The sequence below is a fragment of the Streptomyces coryli genome (assembly GCF_011044975.1).
Classification (GTDB): Bacteria; Actinomycetota; Actinomycetes; order Streptomycetales; family Streptomycetaceae; genus Streptomyces; species Streptomyces coryli.
Window position 1 is genome coordinate 1 of record NZ_JAAKZV010000177.1, and the last position, 17,267, is coordinate 17,267.

At 73.7% G+C, this 17,267-nt stretch carries 14 protein-coding genes and 1 pseudogene; 7 read left to right on the top strand and 8 right to left on the bottom strand.

Annotated elements, in window-relative coordinates; translation table 11 throughout:
* On the bottom strand, positions 1-521 hold a 521-nt coding region (locus tag G5C51_RS29475; protein WP_476715142.1), incomplete at its 3' end, for a methyltransferase domain-containing protein.
* 82 nt (positions 522-603) lie between these two features.
* Here G5C51_RS29475 and G5C51_RS29480 point away from each other — a divergent pair.
* The 6 genes from G5C51_RS29480 (at position 604) to G5C51_RS29505 (ending at position 10,196) form a co-directional block, all read left to right on the top strand.
* A complete protein-coding gene (locus tag G5C51_RS29480) occupies positions 604-1,329 on the top strand; it encodes an ABC transporter ATP-binding protein (protein WP_165241574.1) in 726 nt (241 codons plus the stop codon).
* Positions 1,326-2,390, top strand: a complete 1,065-nt coding sequence (locus G5C51_RS29485; RefSeq protein ID WP_338118342.1) for an ABC transporter permease — start codon at positions 1,326-1,328, stop codon at positions 2,388-2,390. The genes G5C51_RS29480 and G5C51_RS29485 overlap by 4 nt, the downstream gene beginning before the upstream one ends.
* 42 nt (positions 2,391-2,432) lie before the next feature.
* Positions 2,433-2,846 carry a globin gene (locus G5C51_RS29490; protein WP_276617682.1) on the top strand — a complete coding sequence of 138 codons (414 nt, stop codon included), beginning with the start codon at positions 2,433-2,435 and terminating at the stop codon, positions 2,844-2,846.
* Between the two features lie 98 nt (positions 2,847-2,944).
* The gene (locus G5C51_RS29495) at positions 2,945-6,298 is read left to right on the top strand and encodes an FtsX-like permease family protein (protein WP_165241578.1); all 3,354 of its coding nucleotides are present in this window, start codon (positions 2,945-2,947) and stop codon (positions 6,296-6,298) included.
* Between the two features lie 14 nt (positions 6,299-6,312).
* Complete coding sequence (locus G5C51_RS29500; RefSeq protein ID WP_165241580.1) at positions 6,313-9,114, top strand: ABC transporter permease; 2,802 nt, start codon at positions 6,313-6,315, stop codon at positions 9,112-9,114.
* Entirely contained in the window at positions 9,111-10,196 is a 1,086-nt protein-coding gene (locus G5C51_RS29505) for an ABC transporter ATP-binding protein (RefSeq protein WP_165241582.1), read from the top strand. The genes G5C51_RS29500 and G5C51_RS29505 overlap by 4 nt, the downstream gene beginning before the upstream one ends.
* 4 nt (positions 10,197-10,200) lie before the next feature.
* Here the strand turns inward: G5C51_RS29505 and G5C51_RS29510 are convergent, their stop codons facing one another.
* Complete coding sequence (locus G5C51_RS29510; protein ID WP_165241584.1) at positions 10,201-10,623, bottom strand: winged helix-turn-helix transcriptional regulator; 423 nt, start codon at positions 10,621-10,623, stop codon at positions 10,201-10,203.
* Between the two features lie 125 nt (positions 10,624-10,748).
* On the opposite strand from G5C51_RS29510, the gene G5C51_RS29515 reads away from it, so the two are divergent.
* Positions 10,749-11,393 carry an FMN-dependent NADH-azoreductase gene (locus G5C51_RS29515; RefSeq protein ID WP_165241586.1) on the top strand — a complete coding sequence of 215 codons (645 nt, stop codon included), beginning with the start codon at positions 10,749-10,751 and terminating at the stop codon, positions 11,391-11,393.
* 41 nt (positions 11,394-11,434) lie between these two features.
* Here G5C51_RS29515 and G5C51_RS29520 read toward each other — a convergent pair whose 3' ends face one another.
* From G5C51_RS29520 to G5C51_RS29545, 6 genes and pseudogenes are all read right to left on the bottom strand, one after another.
* Entirely contained in the window at positions 11,435-12,109 is a 675-nt protein-coding gene (locus tag G5C51_RS29520; RefSeq protein WP_165241588.1) for a DUF8185 domain-containing protein, read from the bottom strand.
* Positions 12,106-12,522, bottom strand: a complete 417-nt coding sequence (locus tag G5C51_RS29525) for a thioesterase family protein (protein ID WP_165241590.1) — start codon at positions 12,520-12,522, stop codon at positions 12,106-12,108. The genes G5C51_RS29520 and G5C51_RS29525 overlap by 4 nt, the downstream gene beginning before the upstream one ends.
* A 7-nt stretch (positions 12,523-12,529) precedes the next feature.
* Entirely contained in the window at positions 12,530-14,194 is a 1,665-nt protein-coding gene (ettA, locus tag G5C51_RS29530) for an energy-dependent translational throttle protein EttA (RefSeq protein ID WP_165241592.1), read from the bottom strand.
* Positions 14,195-14,322: 128 nt separating this feature from the next.
* Positions 14,323-15,723 carry a Cys-Gln thioester bond-forming surface protein gene (locus G5C51_RS29535; protein WP_165241594.1) on the bottom strand — a complete coding sequence of 467 codons (1,401 nt, stop codon included), beginning with the start codon at positions 15,721-15,723 and terminating at the stop codon, positions 14,323-14,325.
* Positions 15,724-16,037: 314 nt separating this feature from the next.
* Positions 16,038-16,649 carry a single-stranded DNA-binding protein gene (locus G5C51_RS29540; RefSeq protein WP_165241596.1) on the bottom strand — a complete coding sequence of 204 codons (612 nt, stop codon included), beginning with the start codon at positions 16,647-16,649 and terminating at the stop codon, positions 16,038-16,040.
* 111 nt (positions 16,650-16,760) lie between these two features.
* Positions 16,761-17,267 (bottom strand): annotated as a pseudogene (locus tag G5C51_RS29545) (ATP-binding protein); the annotation flags it as partial.

Here is a 17,267-nt window from a genome sequence, read left to right on the forward strand (position 1 = left end):
AGGTGGCACCGCGCGGCCTCCGTAATATCCGGGTCCAAGTCCACCGTCGTCACCCGCTCCTCCCCCAGCCGATGACACAGCAGCGCCGCGTTGTACCCGGTCCCAGCCCCGATCTCCAGCACGGACTCACCACCCCCCACCTCCAGCGCATCCAGCATCATCGCCATCAGCGAAGGCTGGCTGCTGGACGTAAGCAGCTCCCCATCCCGCACCCGCGTAGCCAGCGGCGCATCCGCGTAACAACCCGCCAGCCACCGCGCCCGCCGCACCGGATGCGGATCACCACGCCACAGCCGCTCATAGCCACGCCCTGTCCCCACGTAGAAATACGGGACAAAGGAATGCCGCGGCACCTCCGCGAAAGCCGCCCGCCAGGCGGGATCCGTCAGCGCCCCCGCCTCCTCCATCGCGCGCACCAGCGCACCCCGCGCCGCGGCCCCCTCCACCGCGAACGGATCCGCACCGCCCGGCGGATCCGCACCCCCCGGCGGTACCGCCCCATCCGCGCCACCCGTCGTCATACCCACGCCTCCACTCTCCTGCGGCCACGGAATGTGCGCGACCTCTCCCGGCCCCGTAACAGCGCGGGATAAGGTCCGGAATATGACTGCTGCGATCAAGGCCGAGGGCCTGCGCAAGCGGTACGGGGATGTGCGGGCCGTCGACGGGGTGGGGCTGACGGTCGGGCGTGGTGAGTTCTTCGGGATCCTCGGGCCGAACGGCGCCGGCAAGACGACCACATTGGAGATCCTGGAGGGACTCCGCCGGCCCGACGAGGGCACCGCCGAGCTGCTCGGCCAGAGCTCCTGGCCGCGCAATCCGGATCTCCTCAAGCGCATCGGCGTGCAGCTGCAAGCCTCCGCGTTCTTCGAGAAGCTCACCGCCCGCGAGCAGATCCACACCTTCGCGTCGCTGTACGGCGTCGGCCCGGAGCGCGCCGACGCGATGCTGGAGACCGTCGGCCTGACCGAGAAGGCCGGCACCCGCGAGGACCAGCTCTCCGGTGGGCAGGCGCAGCGGCTGTCGATCGCCTGTGCGCTGGTGCACGATCCGGAGCTGGTCTTCCTGGACGAGCCGACCACCGGCCTCGACCCGCAGGCCCGGCGCAACCTCTGGGATCTGCTCCGGCAGATCAACTCCGAGGGCCGCACGGTCGTCCTCACCACGCACTACATGGACGAGGCCGAGGAGCTCTGCGACCGGGTCGCGGTCATGGACGCGGGCCGGGTGCTGCGCACCGGGCCGCCGCGGGAGCTGGTCGCGGAGCTGGGGGTGGATTCGCTGGAGGATGTGTTCCTGCAGCTGACCGGGCGGGAGTACCGCGAGTGAGCGCGTCGCGTAAGGCCTTCGGCAGCCTGGCGAAGGCGATGACGCTCGGCCTCCTCCGCGACCGGGCCGCGGTCTTCTTCATGCTCGCCTTCCCGCTGATGTTCCTGGCGCTCTTCGGCGCCCTCTTCAAGAATTCCGAGACACCCAAGGTCAATCTCGTCCAGATCGGGCAGGTCCAGGCCTTCGACAAGCTGCCGAGCGAGCTCGACGACGTACTCGACATCACCAAGTCCACCGACCGCGACCAGGCCCTCGAGGACGTACGCAACGGCGATCAGGACGCCGTCATCTGGCAGCACGGCAAAGAAATCGAGCTGCGCTTCTCGCAGGCCGACCCCGCCAAGGCCGGCTCAGTCCAGAGCATCGTCAACTCCGTCGTGCAGCAGGCCAATATCGCCGCCACCGGCAAGCCGCCCGCCTACCGGCTCGCCCCCGGCACCGTCGAGGACAAGTCGATGAAGGCGATCCAGTTCTTCACCCCGGGCCTGCTCGGCTGGGCCATCGCCATGGGCGGCGTCTTCGGCACCGCCATCACGCTCGTGAACTGGCGCAAGAAGCGCATCCTGCGCCGCCTGTGGCTGGCGCCGATCGGCCCGGGGCCGGTGATCGCGGCCCGGATCGGCGTCACGCTGGGGCTGGCGCTGGCGCAGATGGCGATCTTCCTCGCCGTGGCCACGCTGCCGTTCTACGGGCTTGAGATGACCGGCAGTTGGTGGCTGGCGGTGCCGCTGGTGGCGTGCGGGAGCCTGGCGTTCATGTCGATCGGCCTGGTCGTCGGGGCGTGGGCGAAGTCCGAGGAGGCGGCGAACGGGCTGGCCCAGATCATCGTCCTGCCGATGGCGTTCCTGTCCGGTTCCTTCTTCCCGCTCGACCAGGCGCCGGGGTGGGTGCAGGCGGTATCCGGGGTCTTCCCACTGAAGCACCTGGTCACGGCCACGGAGTCGGTGCTGAGCCGGGGCGGTGGCTGGGGCGATGCGCTGCCGGTGATGGGCGGGCTGCTGCTGTTCGCGGCGGTGCTCACGGCCGTAGCGGCGAAGATCTTCCGGTGGGACGCGGCGTGAGGGGTCCTAGGACTTCGGCCTTCCGCCGGTACCGATGAGAACATGGGACCGATGAAAGAAATCCGACGCGGCGAACTGCAGACGCAGACCTTCTACGAGCAGGTCGGCGGCGAACCCACCTTCCGCAAGCTGGTGCACCGGTTCTACGAGGGGGTCGCCGAGGACCCGGCGCTCCGGGCGATGTATCCGGAGGAGGACCTCGGTCCGGCCGAGGAGCGGCTGACGCTCTTCCTGATGCAGTACTGGGGCGGGCCCCGCACGTACAGCGACGAGCGCGGGCACCCGCGGCTGCGAATGCGGCATGCGCCGTTCCAGGTCGACCGGGCCGCGCACGACGCGTGGCTGAAGCACATGCGCACGGCCGTGGACGAGCTTGAGCTCGCGCCCGAGCACGAGCAGCAGCTCTGGGACTATCTGGTGTACGCGGCGGCCTCGATGCTCAATACGCCCGGCTGATCCCCGGGCCCTGATCCCGGCCATGATCCCCAGCCCGCTGTCCCTGACCGCGCACAAATAGCTGCAGAAACCAACCAGACTCTGTCAGGATCCAGTCCGTGGCCGGGCTGCTTCTGCATCGAATACGCGCGCATCGACTGCTGCTCGTCACCGCTCTGCTCTCGGTCCTCCTGACCACCGCGGTGCTGGCCACCCTGACCGCGTTCACCGCCACCGTCGGCGACGCGGGGCTGCGCCAGTCCCTCACCCACAGCCACGCCGCCCGCACGGCGCTCGCCATGAAGGCCGACGTCTCGGCGGCCGAGCAGCCCGAGGCCACCGCCGCCGTACGCGCCGCCGCCCGCCGCGCGTACGACGGACTGCCCACGCGGGTACGGACCTTGAGCCGCTCGGGGTCGTACGCGCTGCCCGCGGCCGTCCGTCCGGACGCCGCCCGCAAGCAGGACGAACCCGACCTCACCCACCTCGCCGCCCTCGACCGCTCCCGGGTCGAGCTGGTCGCGGGCCGCTGGCCCGGCGCCGCCGGAAAGAACACCGGCGGAAAGGACACCGCCGGAAAGAACACCGGCTCCGTCCCCGTAGCGCTGCCCGAGGTGGCCGCCGCCGCGCTGCGGCTCGAACCCGGCGACGCGCTGAAGCTCACCAGCCGGCTGTCCGGCAAGCCGCCGCTGACCGTCCGGCTCACCGGCATCTACCGGCCCGCGGACCGGGCCGACGCGTACTGGCAGATCGACGAGTTGCGCGGGCGCGGCACGCAGACGATCAGCTTCACGAGCTACGGGCCGCTGCTCACCGACCCCGGCTCCTTCCGCTCCGGCCGGGTGCCGCAGGAGTCCGCTGCCTGGATCGCCACCGGTGACTTCACCGCCGTCACCGGTGCCGACACCGGCCGGCTGAGCGCGGCGATGACGGCCGCCGTCAAGGACATCCCGAAGCTGGACGCGCTCGGCGGCCACGGCGTGACCGCCAAGTCGTCGCTGCCCGCCGTGCTGGCGGACGCCGACCGGGCGCTGCTGGTCAACCGCTCCTCGATCCTCATCGTTGCGCTGCAGCTGGTGCTGCTCGCGGGGTACGCGCTGCTGCTGGTCGCCCGGCTGCTGGCGGCCGCGCGGGAGGGCGAGACGGATCTGCTGCGAGCCCGCGGCGGCTCCCGGTGGCGGCTCACCGGGCTCGCCGCCGGGGAGGCGGCGCTGCTGGCGCTGCCGGCCGCCGTCGCGGCGCCGCTGCTCGCCGGGCCGGTGACCGGGATGCTGAGCGAGTACGGCGCGCTGGGGCGGCTCGGGCTGCGGCTGGACACCCAGATCACCGGGACCACGTGGCTGGTGGGCACGGCGGCCGCCCTCGGGTGCACCCTTGCGGTGATCACGCCGACGGTGGCCCGTACCGGCAGGGAGCAGAGCGTGGTGCGGCGGCTGCCCGCGGTGCCCGGGGTGGTCAAGGCGGGTGCGGACGTCGGGCTGCTGGTGATCGCGGCGGTCGCGTACTGGCAGCTGGACCGGCAGACCTCGGGCGGCGCCGGCGTGCTGAGCAGCGACACCTCCGGCACCTTCGGCGTCGACCCGGTGCTGGTCGCGGCGCCCGCGCTCGCGCTGTTGGCCGGGACCGTGGTGACGCTCCGGCTGCTGCCGCCGGTGGCCCGGCTCGCGGAGCGGCGGGCGGCGGCCGGGCGCGGGCTGCCGGCGGCGCTGGCCGGCTGGCAGCTGAGCCGGCGGCCGATGCGCGGGGCGGGCCCGGTGCTGCTGCTCGTCCTCGCGGTGGCGATGGGGATGCTGGCGATCGGACAGGGGGCGACCTGGGAGCGGTCACAGGCCGACCAGGCGGACTTCCGGGCGGGGACCGATGTCCGGGTCTCCGGGATGCAGTTGCCCGCGGCCGGGCAGGGCGGTGCGCTGGCAGAGCTGAAGGGCGTACGGGAAGCGGCTCCCGCGGCCCGTCTGGAGATGGCGCTGTCGGACCGTAACGCCACCGTGCTCGCCCTCGACACCGCGCGGGCCGGTGACGGGCTGCGGCTGCGCGGCGACCTGGCGGACCGGCCGGAGGACGAGTTGCTGCGCGAGCTGGCCCCGGGGCGGACCCCGGTGGGCGGGGCCGAACTGCCCGGGCGCCCGGAGAAGGTGCGGCTGAAGATGCGCCTGGACGGCGACGGCGCGCGGCGCGCCGCACAGGTGCGGGCGTCCTTCGAGGATGCGACCGGGCTTGAACTCACCGTCAACCTCGGCGAGGTGGCCACCGACGGCCGCCGTCGTACGCTCACCGCCGACCTGGCCGCGGCCGTGGGCGCGCCCACGGGCCGGGCGATCCTGCCGCTGCGGCTGACCGGGCTGCGGGTCTCGATGGAGATGCCGAAGGAGTCGGAACGCCACCGGCTGACGCTGGACGAGGTCCGTACGACCGGCGGCGGCTCGGCGGGCGCGGCGGTGCGGCTGCCGGACGCGGGACAGTGGCGAGGACGGGCCGCCGTACCGCTCCCACCGCCGGATGCCCTGATGAAGAATCCGCGCGCCGGGCAACCGGGCGGCGGTGGCCGCGGCCCGCTGACGATCGGCTACGCCACCGGCGCCCATCTCGGGGGCGAGTCCTTCGGCGCGACGCCGGTCCTGGAAGCCGGCTTCGGCGTCCCCCGGACCAAGCCGCCGCTGCTCCGGGCCGCGGCCACCGACCGGTTCCTCGACGCGGCGGGGGCGAAGCCGGGTTCGGTGGTGCGGGTGCCGGTCGGCGACGGCACCGTGAAGGTGAAGATCGTCGAGACGCTGCGGGCGCTGCCCACCACCGGGCCGGGCGGCGATGCCGGCGCGGACGGTACGGACGGTGCCGACGGCGGCGCGCTGCTGATCGATTTCCGGGCGCTGAACGCCTCGCTGGCCGCCAGGGGACTGCCGGGGCAGGACCCGAACGAGTGGTGGCTGACGGCGCGGTCCGGCCAAGCCGCCGCGGTGGCGGCGGAGTTGCGGGACCGGCCCGACGTCGATCCGGACCTGGTGATCGAGCGCGGCGCGGTGGTACGGGAGTTGCGGGACGATCCGATCGGCGCCGGGCGGCAGCTGGCGCTGGCCGCGGTGGCGGTGGTGGCGGCGGTGCTGGCGGCGCTGGGGTTCGCGGTGAGCGTGGCCGGTTCGCTGGGCGAGCGCGCCGGCGAACTCGCGATCCTGCGGGCGCTCGGCGCGCCGCGGCGGCAGCTGGCCCGGATGATCGCCGCCGAGCAGGGGGCGCTGCTGGTGCTCGCGCTGGCCGCAGGAGTGGCGCTGGGCGCCGTACTGACCAGGAGCGTGGTGCCGTTGATCTCGCTGACCGCACAGGCCGCCAAGCCGGTGCCGGCGACGCTGGTGCAACTCCCGGCCGGACAGGTCGCGCTGCTGCTCGCCGGGGTGATGGCGGTGCCGCTGCTGATCGTCGCCACGCTGGCGCTGCGCCGCGGCGATCCGACCGCCGAACTGCGCGCCGGGGGTGAGTGACGGTGTGGTCCGAGATGGCCCAGTGGGTGCGCATCCGGCTGCGCACGGCGCCCGGCGCGGCGCTGGCGCTCGGGGTGCTGGTGCTGGTGACGGCGTTCCTCGCGGCGGCGCTGCCGCAGGGCATCGACGCGTACGAGACGCGCGGGCTGCGGCACCGGATCGAGGGCGCGCGGGCCGCCGACCGGACGATCTCGGCGACGCTCCGGGCGCGGAGCCACCCGGTGCCGCCAGAGGAGCTGGAGCAGACCTTCGACCCGAAGCGGATCGCGGCAGGCCAGCGGGACTTCCGCAGCCGGCTGCGGCCGCCGCTGCGGACGGACGCGGCGCAGGGCTCGTACGGGGCGCGCTCCATCCCGATGTCCGCGACGGACAGCTATCTGCCCGCCCTCGGCGGCGGCCGGCCCCGGTTCCGCCTCACCGCGCAGGCCGGGCTCGCGGACCACGGCCGGGTCGTGGCCGGGCGGCTGCCGCGGGCGCCGGAGGGGAGCCCGCCGGCCGGTGGCTGGGAACGGGTGAACCGGCTGGAGGCGGCGGTCTCCCAGGCCACCGCCAAGACGCTGAATCTGCGCGCCGGTTCTGTGCTCCATCTGCCGGTCGGCCTGCGCACGCTCCGGGTCGAGGTCACCGGCGTGATGCGCGCAGAGCGGCCCGGGGGCGGCTGGTGGTCGACCGAGCCGCTGCTGCTCAAGCCGGGCGTGCAGTACACCCGGGGCAACGCGCCGGAGCCGTTCTGGGCGGCGGCGCTGCTGCTGCCGCCCGCGACCGGTCCCGCGCTGCTGCACATGACCGGGACGGAGCCCGAGACGTACTGGCAGCTGCCGCTCGACTCCTCCGGGATGAGCGCGCGGGACGTGCCGGCGGTGCGCGAACAGCTGGCGTCGCTGGAGAACGGCCCCGGCCTGGTGCAACTGCAGTACGAGCTGGGCGAGTTCAGCACCGTCGACGCGCCGGTACGGGACGAGCTCGAGCGCTACGAGGGGCTGCGCGGCGCCATCGCCCCGGTGGTGGCGGTCGCCGGCACCGGCATCGCCGCGGTCGCGGCCGCGGTGCTGCTGCTCGCCGGCGGCCTCGCCGCGGCCCGCCGCCGGTCCGAACTGGCCCTGCTGCGCGCCCGCGGCGGCTCGCTGCCCGGCATCATGGGCCGGCTGGCGCTGGAGTGCGGGGTGGTGGCGGTGCCCGCGGCGGTGCTGGGCGGTGCGGTCGCGGTGGCGGTCACGGCTGCCACCGGCCCCGGCGGGGCGCGGCTGTGGCCGGCCGTGATGGCGGTGGGCGCGGTGGCGGTGCTGGCGACGCTGGCGCTGCCGGTACGGGCCGTGTTCGCGGACGGCGGCGCGCTGCGCAAGGCCCGCCCGGCGCCGGTTCGCGGCGAGGACAGCGGTGCCGCACGGCCCGGGCGGCGCCGGCTGGTGGCCGAGGGCACCGTGCTGGTACTCGCCGCGGGCGCCGCCGTCGCGCTGCGCCGCCGCGGCACGACGGCGTCGCCCGGGGACGTGGACCTGCTGGTCAGCGCCGCCCCGGTGCTGGTCGCGGTGATCGCGGCGCTGGTCTTCGTACGGCTGTATCCGCTGCCGCTGCGACTGCTGGCCCGGCCCGCGGCGCGGCTGCGCGGGCCGGTCGGCTTCCTGTCCCTGGCCCGCGCCGGACGGGCCGGGACCACCGCGGCGCTGCCGCTGCTCGCGCTGATCGTGGCGCTGTCCACGGCCGCCTTCGGCGGCTCGGTGACGGCGGCCGTGGACTCCGCCCGCGAGCGGGCGGCGCTGCTCGACGTCGGCGCGGACGCCCGGATCAGCAGCGCCCGGCCGCTGCCGGACGGGGCCGCGGAGCGGGTACGGGGCGTACCCGGCGTCGGCGCGGCCGTGCCGGTGTGGAGCGACCCGGGCGCCAAGGCCGGGGAGCGGCAGGCGACCCTGATCGCCGTCGAGCCACGGGCATATGCGCGGCTGGCCGAGCGGATGGGTCTTGGCGCCGCCGAGACCGGGCGCTGGGCACGGCAGGCGGCCGCGGGCCCGCACCCTGACGCACCGCTCCCGGCCCTCGTCTCCCCCGCGCTCGCCGCGAGCGCGGGCAGCGGCGGCACCCTCACCGTCACGCCGCAGCACGGACCGGTGCGGCTGCGCGCGATCGCCGCGGCCGAGGCCACCCCGGCCTGCCCGGACTGCCGTTACGCCATCGTCCCGGCCCGCGACCTGGCCGCGGCGCAGCCCCGCGCGCAGCGGCAGCCCACCTCGCTGCTGCTGGCCGCCGCCCGTACCGACGGCACCGGCATTGACGCCGCCGCCCTGCGCGCCGCGGCCGGCCGGGACACCGACACCGCCGTGCGCGCCGAGGTGCGGGACCGGCTGGCCGACGACCCGATGCAGACCGGCGCCGAACGCCTCTACCTGGCGGCGGTCGCCGCCGGCGCCGGCTACGCGCTGATCGCCATCGTCCTCGGCCTGCTGGCGGCCGCGCCGGAGCGCACCGCGCTGCTGGCCCGGCTGCGCACCCTGGGCCTCGGCCCGCGGCAGGCGCGTCGGCTGCTGGTGCTGGAGTCGCTGCCGCAGGCGCTGCTGGCCGCGGCCGGCGGGGTCCTGGCCGGCGCCGCCGCGATCCGGCTGCTGGCGCCGGGCATCGACGTGAGCTCCCTGGCGCTGGCCTTCCGCGCCGGCCGTACCGCCGACGTGCTGGGCCGGGCCCAACTCGCCCCCGACCCCCTGTCGCTCACGCTCCCGGCCGGGGCGGTGCTGCTGCTGGCGCTCGCCGCGGTGCTGGGGCAGTCGTGGTGGACAGGGCGCAGCCGCGAGGCGAACGAACTCAGGGCAGGAGATCCCGCATGAACGCCCAGAACGCGCGGAACGCGCAGAACGCGCAGCCGAACGCCGCTCGAGCCGCCGAGGCCGCGGAGGCCGCGGAGGCCGCCGAGGCCGCGGAGGCCGCCGAGGCCGCGCCCGACGGCGCCTCCCCCTCCTCCCTCGCCGACCTCGAGTCGCGTGCCGCGGCGCACCGCGCCCGGCCCGCGTACGGGCACGACGCACTGATCGCCTGCGACCGTCTGGTACGGATCTTCTCCGCCGACGGAGTCGAGGTGCAGGCGCTGCAGGGGCTCGATCTGCTCGTCGGGGAAGGCGAGTTGATGGCGGTGGTGGGCGCCTCCGGCAGCGGCAAGTCGACGCTGCTGAACATCCTCGCCGGGCTCGACGTCCCGTCCGCGGGCGCGGCGAAGGTGGCGGGCTGCGACCTGCTCGCCATGGACGGCAAGGAGCGGCTGCGCTACCGCCGCGAGGTCGTCGGCTTCGTCTGGCAGCAGACCGCCCGCAACCTCCTCCCGTACCTCACCGCCGCCCAGAACGTGGCCCTCCCCATGCAGCTGCGCGGCCGCGGGGCCCGTAAGGAACGCGCCGCTCGGGCGGGGGAGTTGCTCGGCATGCTCGGCCTCGGCGACGCCCGCGACCGCCGCCCAGGCCAGCTTTCCGGCGGCCAGCAGCAGCGGGTTGCGATCGCGGTCGCGCTGGCCAACGACCCGTCGGTCCTCCTCGCCGACGAACCGACCGGCGAGCTGGACTCGGCGACGGCGGAGCAGATCTTCGCGGCGTTCCGTACGGCGAACCAGGAGCTCGGCACGACGATGGTGATCGTCACCCACGACCAGACGGTGGCGAACGAGGTCCGCCGCACCGTCGCCATCCGCGACGGCCGCACCGCCTCGGAGGTCCTGCGCCGCACGGAGGTGGACGCCTCGGGCCAGGAGTCGCTGGTGGCCCGCGAATACGCGATGGTCGACCGGGCGGGCCGGCTGCAACTGCCGCAGAACTACGTGGAGGCGCTGGGCATCCGGCACCGGGTGATGCTGGAGCTGGAGCAGGACCACATCGGGGTGTGGCCGGACGACAACGGCACCGCCGACACCGACGCCGAGTAGAAGCTCAGGACCGGGACGACGCGGAGGTGGCACTGCCTCCGGCACCGGAACGATTGGCGCGGATCTCATCGTGGTGCTCGGCCGCCCAGCCGATCAGCTGCCTGACGATCCCGTACAGACCGCCACCGAGAGGCGCGAGCGCGTACTCGACGCGCGGCGGCACCTCGGCGTAGGCGGTACGGCTGATCAGCCCGTCCTCGGTGAGCTGGCGGAGGGTGTGGGTCAGCATGCGCTGGGAGATGCCCGGGACCTGGCGCTGCAGGTCGGTGTAGCGCATCGGACCGCTCTCCAGGACGGCGATGATCAACACGCTCCACTTGTCGCCCACCCGGTCGAGCACCTGGCGGATGAAGTCCATGTGCTCGGCGGGAATGCTCGCGCACGGCCCGACCGCCGCCGCCATCCCGATATCCGCGCTGTCCTGCATGGCGCCCGTTCCTCTCCGTCGCGCACACCGATGTGCGTTTTGTACCGCCTTCCATACTGGCCCATCATGGCGTTACGCACAAACAGTAGGAATTAAAGGTCAGCGAACTTTGGAAAGGCTCCACCATGTCGTACCTGCTGCACATCGACTCCTCCTCGCTCGACGAGGCATCCGTCTCCCGTCAGGTCGCCCAGTCCTTCCGTGAGGTCTGGCAGGGCGAGGTCGTCCACCGCGATCTGGCCGCCGTTCCCGTGCCGCACCTCAGCGCCGCGGGCATCACCGCCCGCGTCACCGACCGGGCCCTGCACACGCCGGAGCAGGCGTCGGCAGCCGCGCTTCAGGACGAGCTCATCGAGGAGTTCCTCGGCGCCGGCGCCTACCTGTTCACCGTGCCGATGTACAACCTCACGATGCCCTCGGTGTTCAAGGCGTGGCTGGACCAGATCATCGTCTTCGACCGGACCGTGAACCGTGACGGCCCCTCGCCCGCCGCCGGCCGCCCGGCCGTGCTGATCTCCCCCCGCGGTGGCGCCTACGGCCCCGGCGCGCCCAGGGAGGGTCTGGACTACGTGGTGCCCCCGCTGGAGACCGTCCTCGGCCGGGACGAGCTGCTCGGCCTGGATGTCACCACGGTGATACCGGAGTTGACCGCGGCCCCGCACACCCCGGCTCTCGCCTCGCTGCTGCCCAAGCACGAGGCGTCCATGGCCAACGCCCACGACCAGGCCCGCCGCCTGGCCACCGCCATCGGCACCCCGCTCGCCGCCTGAGCTGTCCCACTCGGGACAGGTCCGGCAGCCGCGCCCGCCCCTCAGCGCGGGGTGACGCCGAGGCCCGGCAGGCCGCCCGTGCGGCGGAGCGCGATCGAGCCGTACGGGGTGCGCAGGCGGAGCCAGTTGCCCGCCGCGACGAGGTGGGCGGGGCCGCGCAGCAGGCCGAAGACCTGCGCCGCGTGGGCGGCGCGCAGGGGGAGTTCCGTACCGCCGAGGCGACGGCCCCAGATGTCCGCGCCGATCCGGTCCAGTTCGGAGCGGGTGCGCTTGTCCTCCGGGAGCGCCTCGACCTTGGCCTTGAACTCCTTCACCCCGGCGGCGACCGCACCGCGCAAGGCGTCGGGCTCCGGCAGGCCGGTCAGCGGCTGCCAGCCGGTGCGGGGCGGAAGGAGGCCGGCCCACGGCGGGCCGGTGACGGCGGCGGGGACGGGCACGTCCAGGCCGCCGTCCTCGGCGGGGGTGGCGCCGTCGATCGCGTCGGCGAGCTCACCCGCGGAGACGGTGACGTCGAGGGGGCCCACCCCCTCGGCGGCGGCCGAGGCCGTACGCACCACGACCACATCCAGCGCCGGCGCCTTGCCGAAGATCGCCAGCGCGCCGCCCGCGCCCTGCAGGCGCACCGCGGCGGCCCGGTCGTAGCGCAGCAGCCGGCCGAGGAAGGCGGCGACCCCCGCCGCCTCCCGCGCGTCCGCGAACCGCAGCCGCGTCGTCATGCCGCCGCCGGCTCGAGGTACTTCTCGAGAAACGCCCGCTCCTCGTCCGTGATCCGCCGCGGCCGTCCGGCCTCGAAGTCGAACGGCGCGATCACGGTCGAGGCGCGGACGTACACGTCGTCACCGTCCCGCACCTCGTACGCGAGGGTGGCGGAGGCGGCGCGGATCTGCGTCACCCACAGCTCTATCTCGATCGGCTCGTGCCGGTGGATGAGCTGCTTCTTGTAGTCGATCTCGTGCCGCACGACCACCGTGCCGCCCTTGAAGGACCCGCGCCCTTCACCCGGCGCCAGGCGGAACATGAAGTCGATGCGGGCCTCCTCCAGATAGCGGAGGAAGACCACATTGTTGACATGCCCGTAGGCATCCATGTCCGCCCAGCGCAGCGGGCAGCGGTAGACGTGCCTGGTCACAGCTCGCTCAGCCCCGCGTCAGCTTCTTGTACGTGGCGCGGTGCGGGCGGGCGGCGTCCGGGCCGAGACGCTCGATCTTGTTCTTCTCGTACGACTCGAAGTTGCCCTCGAACCAGAACCACTTGGAGTCGCCCTCGTAGGCGAGGATGTGCGTCGCCACGCGGTCGAGGAACCAGCGGTCGTGGGAGACGACCACGGCCGCGCCCGGGAAGTCGAGCAGCGCGTTCTCGAGGCTCGACAGGGTCTCGACGTCGAGGTCGTTGGTCGGCTCGTCGAGGAGGAGCAGGTTGCCGCCCTGCTTGAGGGTGAGCGCGAGGTTGAGGCGGTTGCGCTCACCGCCGGAGAGGACGCCCGCGGGCTTCTGCTGGTCCGGGCCCTTGAAGCCGAACGCGGAGACGTACGCCCGGGACGGCATCTCGACCTGGCCGACGTTGATGTAGTCGAGCTCGTCGGAGACGACCGCCCAGAGGGTCTTCTTCGGGTCGATGTTGCCGCGGGACTGGTCGACGTAGGAGATCTTGACGGTCTCGCCGACCTTGATCTCGCCGGAGTCCGGCTTCTCGAAGCCCTGGATCATCTTGAAGAGGGTGGTCTTGCCGGCGCCGTTCGGGCCGATGACGCCGACGATGCCGTTACGCGGGAGCGTGAAGGACAGGTCGTCGATGAGCAGCTTGTCGCCGAAGCCCTTGGAGAGGTTGTTGACCTCGACGACGACGTTGCCCAGGCGCGGGCCCGGCGGGATCTGGATCTCCTCGAAGTCCAGCTTCCGCATCTTCTCGGCCTCGGCGGCCATCTCCTCGTAGCGGGCGAGGCGGGCCTTGGACTTGGCCTGGCGCCCCTTGGCGTTGGAGCGCACCCACTCGAGCTCTTCCTTCAGGCGCTTGGCCCGCTTGGCGTCCTTCTGGCCCTCGACCTTCAGACGGGACTGCTTGGTCTCGAGGTACGTGGAGTAGTTGCCCTCGTAGCCGATGGCGCGGCCGCGGTCGAGCTCCATGATCCAGCCGGCGACGTTGTCGAGGAAGTACCGGTCGTGGGTGATGGCCACGACGGTGCCCTCGTACTGGGCCAGGTGCTGCTCAAGCCACTGCACGGACTCGGCGTCGAGGTGGTTGGTGGGCTCGTCGAGGAGCAGCAGGTCCGGGGCCTCGAGCAGCAGCTTGCAGAGCGCGACGCGGCGCTTCTCGCCACCGGAGAGGTTGGTGACGGGCCAGTCGCCGGGCGGGCAGCCGAGGGCGTCCATGGCCTGCTCGAGCTGGGAGTCGATGTCCCAGGCGTTCTTGTGGTCGAGCTTCTCCTGGAGCTTGCCCATCTCCTCGAGCAGCTCGTCGGAGTAGTCGGTCGCCATCTGCTCGGCGATCTCGTTGAACCGGCGGAGCTGCTCGATGGTCTCGGCCGCACCCTCCTGGACGTTCTCCAGGACGGTCTTGTCCTCGTTGAGCGGGGGCTCCTGCAGGAGGATGCCGACGCTGTAGCCCGGCGAGAGGAAGGCGTCGCCGTTGGAGGGCTGCTCGAGCCCGGCCATGATCTTGAGCACCGTCGACTTACCGGCGCCGTTCGGCCCCACGACACCGATCTTCGCGCCGGGCAGGAAGGCGAGGGTGACGTCGTCAAGGATCACCTTGTCGCCGTGCGCCTTGCGCGCCTTGCGCATGGTGTAGATGTACTCAGCCAAGAGAAACCGTCCGGCAATCGATGGGTGGGCAGATGCACCCATCTTGCCGCACGCGGTCGCCCAGGCGAAAACCGGTTCCGTACGCCGGGGAGCGGGGCGGGCAGCGCCTCAGCCCCGCGCCCCGGTGATCAGCCCTCGTCGCCGCCCGCGCCGCCGCGCCTGCGGAGCAGCAGGACGATCGCGCCGCCCACGACCACCAGGCCGATCGCGACGCCGGCGATGACCGGCGTCGCATTGCTGCTGCCGGTCTCGGCGAGGTCGCCGGACTCCGCGCCGACCGGGGCGCCGCCCGTCGTCGCCGGGCCGGTCTGCGTGGTGATCCCGCCGTCCGGCGGCTCCGCGGTCGCGCAGTCGAGCACGCCGGAGAAGGTGCGCTCGAAGCCGCCGGTCCCGGTGACCGCGATCCGGTACGCCTGGTCCTCGCCCACCGGCACGGTGACCGTCTCGGCGGCGCCGGGCGCGACGGTGTGGCGCTTGCCCGCGACGCGGAAGGTGAAGTCCGCGTCGCCCCGGTTCACCGCGGTAACGTCCACCCCGCCCTCCGCGCAGTTCTTCCGCGCCGTCACGGCCGCGGCCGGTCCGCCGGCCGACCAGGTGGCGGTGGCCGTGGCGCTGACGGTCGCCGTGGACGACCCGGCCAGGATCTGCGTCTGGCTCCTGGCCCCGGCGCCGACGCCGGTGAAGACCCGGCCGACCGGCACCTTCGTCGACGCCTGCGCGGTGAGCGCGCTCGCCCCGTCCTCCGTGCCCTCCGGCACGTCGAACCACAGCTTCGTACCGTCGGCCGCGCTCGTGACCTGCCGGCCGTCCGCGTCGACGACCCGGACGCCCGAGGCCGCGCCGGCCGGGGCGGGCGCGAGGTTCACCCCGCCCGCGTTGGTGCGCACGGTGACCGGGCCGACCCGCTCACCGGTCCGGCCGGCGACGGTGGCCGGGCTGAGGCTCAGCGAGGCCTTCGGCTCGCCGCCGGCGTTGCGGGCGCGGGCGGTGAGGTAGTCGGCGAGCTTCTCCGCCGCGCGGTCCTTGGCCCGGGCGGTGGCCTTGTCCGACAGCCGCCAGATGGCCACCTGGGTGCCGGCCGCGGCCGTCCGCTCGCTGAGCTTGCCCGCGCCCGCCTTCGCGGCCAGCGCGTCGAGGTCGTTCACCTGGGGATAGGAGTGCTCCAGGATCCAGCGGATCTTTCCGGCCCGCGGATTGTTCTGCAGGGAGGAGGAACTCCAGGGCACCTCCTGGTACTTGGTCTGCGGCTGCGCGGGCGTCCCGAAGTCCACGCAGTACGTCTGGATCGAGCCGCCATGGTCGACCGCCATCTCGAAGAGCCCGGCGCCGACCTCCTTGGTGGTGCCGTCGGCGGCGCGCACTACCGCCTTGTCGTACGTCCGCAGCTCGCCGAGCGTGGCGGTGGCGCCACCCTGCGGGGCGGGGGGCGGGGCGTCCTGCGCCGCGGCGGGCCCTGCCGCGGATATCGCGCCGGTCACCAGTAGGCCGGCGCCGAGCGCTGCGGCGACCGCCCTCTGTACTGAGATCATCGAGCGTGTATCCCCTCTGGCGCCGGCGGCCGCGCGCTCGGTGTGCGCGCGGAGGGAGGCCGGCCGACGCTGACCGTGCTCACACGGGCCCCCGTAAAGATCCCCGGCATCCTAGGAAGATCCGCGTCGCACTGGTCCCTTATGCACCTCCTTTCATAGCGATCCGAACGGAATCGTTATCGCGGCGGCGACGGAAAGCGGGTGAATGCCGCAATTGCGCGGTGCGGGGCTGCGCCCGCTGCCTGCCGCTGCCGCCTGCTTGGTTGGTGACGTGCTCGCGGAGGGCCCGGAGGGCCTCCGGCGGTCGCGCGACCTCAAGCCGCCGCGCCCACGGGCGTCTTCGCTTCGGCGACGGTGGCGTCCTCGGCGGCGCCGGAGGCCGGCCCTCCATCGGAGGCCCCCACGTCCGCGTCCGTCTTCGTGCCCGAAGGCGCTTCCCCCGGAGCCGCTTCCGCCGAAGGCGCTTCGGCCGGAGCCGCTTCGGCCGACACCGCGTCCGCCGACATCGCCCCCACCGATACCGCGTCCATCCCCGCCGCCTCCGGCCCGGTCGGCTCCGGCCGGGCTCGCGTCACCCGGTGGAAAGCTGTCGTGCCGAAGCTGAGGTCGTGGCCGACGGCGAGGGCGTCGAGGCGGGCTTCCGTGTGTCGCTTGCCCTCGTACTCCCACTCGCGCAGGCGCAACTTGCCCTGCACCACCACCGGTTCGCCTACGGCGACCGAAGCTGTCACGTTCGCGGCGAGCTGGCGCCAGGTCCAGACGGTGTACCAGTTGGTGTGGCCGTCGCCCCAGCCGCCCTTCTCCTGGTCGTACCGCCGCTCGGTGGCGGCGATGCGGAAGCGGGCGGCGGGCACGCCCGATTGGGTCGTACGGAATTCGACGGGTGTGGCCACGCGGCCGGTCACCGTCACGATGGTCTCGTTCATGAGGGTCCTCCCCCGGTTGGTGCTTACGCTGCGCGTTCATGTTCGCGAGCGCGGGCACCGCCGCACGACCCCCTGTGGATTACCGGGTGGTTGTGGACAACGCCGTAACCCTCACAACTGCTCCGCCCCACCCGCCGCCACCACGTACTGCTCCCGCACCTCGCGATACCGCAGCAGCTCCGCCGCGATCGGCTCCAGCACCCGCGCCCGGCCGCACTTCGCCGCCGCCCCGCGCAGCCGCCGCTCGGCCTCCTGCCCGTAGCGTCGCGCCGGCGCCCGCGCCGCCAGCCGGCAGCTCACCGACAGCAGCGGCCCGCCGCCCGCGCACACCAGGGCGAAGCCCGCCAGGATCGGCCACTCCAGATGTGCCGCCCCGACCAGCGACGCGACCATCCACAGCGCACACAGCATCTGCAGCATGAAGAGCGCGTTCTGCGTCGCGCCGACCACCGACCACCAGCGCGGCCGCGGCATCCCGCCACCGCCGGCGGCCTCCCCCGAATAAGCGCCCTTCTTGTCAGCGCCCTTCTTGTCAGCGCCCTTCGCGTCAGACCGTTTCGCCGCGTCCCGGCCGCCGGGCGCACCGCCCCCACCCTGCACCGCGCCCGCCTCCCCGAC